General features: G+C 43.2%; 4 protein-coding genes and 1 pseudogene. 3 read left to right on the top strand and 2 right to left on the bottom strand.

The window, feature by feature from the left end:
• The 3 genes and pseudogenes from F6K37_RS37090 to F6K37_RS37080 form a co-directional block, all read left to right on the top strand.
• Positions 1-184: pseudogene (locus tag F6K37_RS37090) on the top strand (linear amide C-N hydrolase); the annotation flags it as partial.
• Between the two features lie 110 nt (positions 185-294).
• Positions 295-525, top strand: coding sequence for a hypothetical protein (locus F6K37_RS37085; RefSeq protein ID WP_131827239.1), 231 nt, complete (start codon positions 295-297; stop codon positions 523-525).
• Between the two features lie 345 nt (positions 526-870).
• A complete protein-coding gene (locus tag F6K37_RS37080; RefSeq protein WP_008185476.1) occupies positions 871-1,137 on the top strand; it encodes a hypothetical protein in 267 nt (88 codons plus the stop codon).
• A 30-nt stretch (positions 1,138-1,167) separates the two neighbouring features.
• Here the strand turns inward: F6K37_RS37080 and F6K37_RS37075 are convergent, their stop codons facing one another.
• Both F6K37_RS37075 and F6K37_RS37070 read right to left on the bottom strand, forming a co-directional pair.
• A complete protein-coding gene (locus tag F6K37_RS37075) occupies positions 1,168-1,575 on the bottom strand; it encodes a DNA adenine methylase (protein WP_008185477.1) in 408 nt (135 codons plus the stop codon).
• A gap of 271 nt (positions 1,576-1,846) precedes the next feature.
• Positions 1,847-2,740, bottom strand: a complete 894-nt coding sequence (locus F6K37_RS37070; RefSeq protein ID WP_287255989.1) for a metal ABC transporter permease — start codon at positions 2,738-2,740, stop codon at positions 1,847-1,849.
• Positions 2,741-2,885 lie beyond the last annotated feature (145 nt).

The following is a 2,885-nucleotide window of genomic DNA, read 5'->3' as shown; positions in this document are numbered from 1 at the left end:
GAAAGAAGGAGCACCAGTCAAGAAGTTGGAACTCTCAGGAAACTATGATCTAGTCGGTAATGTTACTGGTGATTTTATTGAAGCAGAGGCATTCAAGTTTACTGGCCCCTGCGATGAGGGAATTCCAATTGAAGACCTTCCAGATTTCTGCCTTGTCCGGTATAGCAGTCGATGTAAAGCTTAAGACATATTTCTGCTTCCTGCTCCCTACTCCCTACTCCCTTTCAACCAAAATACTCTGTCCTAAACTATACTTCGGTTGCTATAAGCTCAGTAGTCCCATCCTAGGCTAGCTTGAGGTACGAAACCCAGCTAAGACAAGCCTTGGCGTGGCTAATTAACCTTCCCGAAGGAGTCGCCCCAGAGCATCGGCTACCCTTCGGGAAGGCTACGCCAACATCGTTTGGGTCAGGCTATCCCAGGCAAAAGCCAATCATGAGTTACCCTGTGTATATGGTGCAGTTACAAGAGGTGCGACCCGTGGCGAATTTAATTCGCCAACGGAAAGCGCACCTAAGGAGATAAATCGAGGTTCCTTAAGCTTGAGAAAAATGTCGCTTATATCAATAATGATAACTATTACATCAGTGATATTAGTAAAATTATTGGGATTATAGTGAAAATGCTTAAAGGAGAAGGGTAAGCATTTAGCAGTCAGCAGTCAGCAGTCAGCTTAAAATCAACCTCGTTCCCGGGTGTAGTAATTAGTAAGTCCAGTAGGATGGGTTAGTGATAGCGTAACCCATCATTAATTGACGGTTAGTCTGGTAAGCACAAAAGTGCTGGAGTTCTTGAGCTTGCTTGGTTTCCTAAGCATTTATCACAGCAAATGCTCTGGGGGGTGGAGGCGATTGCTCTTCGTGAAGATAGATGGAAAAAACCAATACCATGTTATTCCCCGTACTCGACCCAGCCAATAGTGATTGGGATTTCGCTGAAGTTTGGATTGACCCCATGCTATCCCCTCCCTACATCCTGCTGTTACTGGGTAATTCATCAGGTAGTTGTTGTGTGTACGATCCTGCTGAGAATTACAAGGTTGTGTTTAGTGGAGCAACCTATGATGAAACCCAAACTTGGCTGTTAGAAGATGAATACGAGCCAATGGAAGGGCGACTTTCAGCATCGGAGTTATAAAGATTCCTGGTCATTCCAAATTCGCGGGTTTCACGATTCGAGCTTGGATCGTAAGCCCCTCGTCAAGCTCACAATAGCTTGCTTAGCACTCTGTGGAGTTAGATGAAAGTTGACAATAGTTTCAGCTAGCCATTCGGCACCACCACCTAAAATCACCTGCCACACAGCAGCAACCCCTTCATCTTTTTCTACCATAGTCACTCTACCTACTAAATTCTCGAAAGCAGCAGTAAGACTGACTATACCTCCACCAGCAAAAGGTTCAAAAAGTTCCTTGTCTGTACCACCTTTATTATACAACCATTGGCGAATTTGGGGTATTAGCCAAGTTTTACCACCAGCATAGCGAAATGGGCTACGTTGGGGGACACTGGCTACATTGATGACTTTTTTAGGACTGGTGAGAGAGGCAGTATTAAATAGCTCAAGTTGAGTCATTGGCTTATCCTTTATTGCGCTGACCCTGGTAATCCGAAGACCTCTGCAAGAGGATTGTTGGAGATATAAATCTACTCATAGTACTTATGCAAGTCTAAGACTACCGCAAGAAGGTCAAGATATTGATTGAAGTTCTACTGCGAAGGGTGACACTAGATGATTGGCAATATAGTCAGCAGCAATCAGCCGTCAGCTGTCAACTGATTGCTGATTGCTGATTGCTGATTGCTGATTGCTGATTGCTGATTGCTGATTGCTGATTGCTGATAGCTTACCCTCGATTCGATCTCAATAATTCTTTCAGCAAAGTCAATAACTTAGCCGGGCGACCTGCTATCGCTGGCTCCGTTAGAATACCTTGGGTTGGGCTAAACAAAAATGCCAGGAAAAATAAGCTAAAGATTACCATTACAATTGCTGGACCTGATGGCCAATTAAAATAATAGCTTATATACATGCCACTGACACTGGAAATAATTCCAATCATTGAGCCTAAACCCATCATATGATGTAATTCTTTGACTAATAAATAAGCGGTAGTCGCGGGTCCGATTAACAGAGAAATAACCAGCAACACCCCTACCGTCTGCATACTGGCGACAATGGTGAGAGTAATCGCCAAGATTAACCCGAAATAAATTAGTTTTACCGGTAAACCGCTAGCTTGGGCTCCCAAGGGATCAAAGGTATAGAATAATAGCTCTTTATAGAATAACTTTGTTAATAGTAAAATTACTCCTGTAATCACCAGGGTTTGCCAGACATCTGCTGGTCTCACCCCTAAGATGTCACCAAAAAGAATATCTTCTAAGTCAAGTTGGTTAGTTTTCAGAACCGTAATTAGGATGACTCCTAAGCCTAAAAAACTGCTGAGGGTCAACGCCATTGCTGCATCGACTTTGACTCGGGTACGCTTAGGAATCACCGCTACAACTAAAGCGCTAATGATACCTACAATCAATGCACCAATAGAGATATTTATTCCTAAAAAAAATGCGATTGAGAGACCAGGTAAAACCGAATGGGCAATCACACTACTAATCAGGCTCATTTGTTGTACTATTAAGTAGCTGCCTACCACTGCGCCTAATATCCCCAACAGCACAGCCGTTGCGATCGCATTCCGCATAAATTCAAAACCTAGGGGCTCAATCAGCCAATTCATAGTAAATAAAAGGGAGTCGGGAGTCGGGAGTCGGGAGTCGGGAGTCGGGAGTCGGGAACTTGGGATCAAAAATTATCACAATTGATTTAGGAAACCTATAATTATAACCAACTAATGATAATTGATTTAAATTTAGGATGAAGTA

It is taken from the genome of Moorena sp. SIO4E2 (assembly GCF_010671945.1).
GTDB classification, from domain to species: Bacteria; Cyanobacteriota; Cyanobacteriia; order Cyanobacteriales; family Coleofasciculaceae; genus Moorena; species Moorena producens.
Note: the sequence above shows the minus strand (reverse complement) of the source record. Positions and strands in the feature narration are given on the sequence as shown.

What these genes read in the sequence shown, in the direction of transcription:
- F6K37_RS37070 (WP_287255989.1), bottom strand. Translation starts at nt 2,740, where the DNA reads ATGAATTGGCTGATTGAGCCCCTAGGTTTTGAATTTATGCGGAATGCG.
- F6K37_RS37080 (WP_008185476.1), top strand. Translation starts at nt 871, where the DNA reads ATGGAAAAAACCAATACCATGTTATTCCCCGTACTCGACCCAGCCAAT.
- F6K37_RS37075 (WP_008185477.1), bottom strand. Translation starts at nt 1,575, where the DNA reads ATGACTCAACTTGAGCTATTTAATACTGCCTCTCTCACCAGTCCTAAA.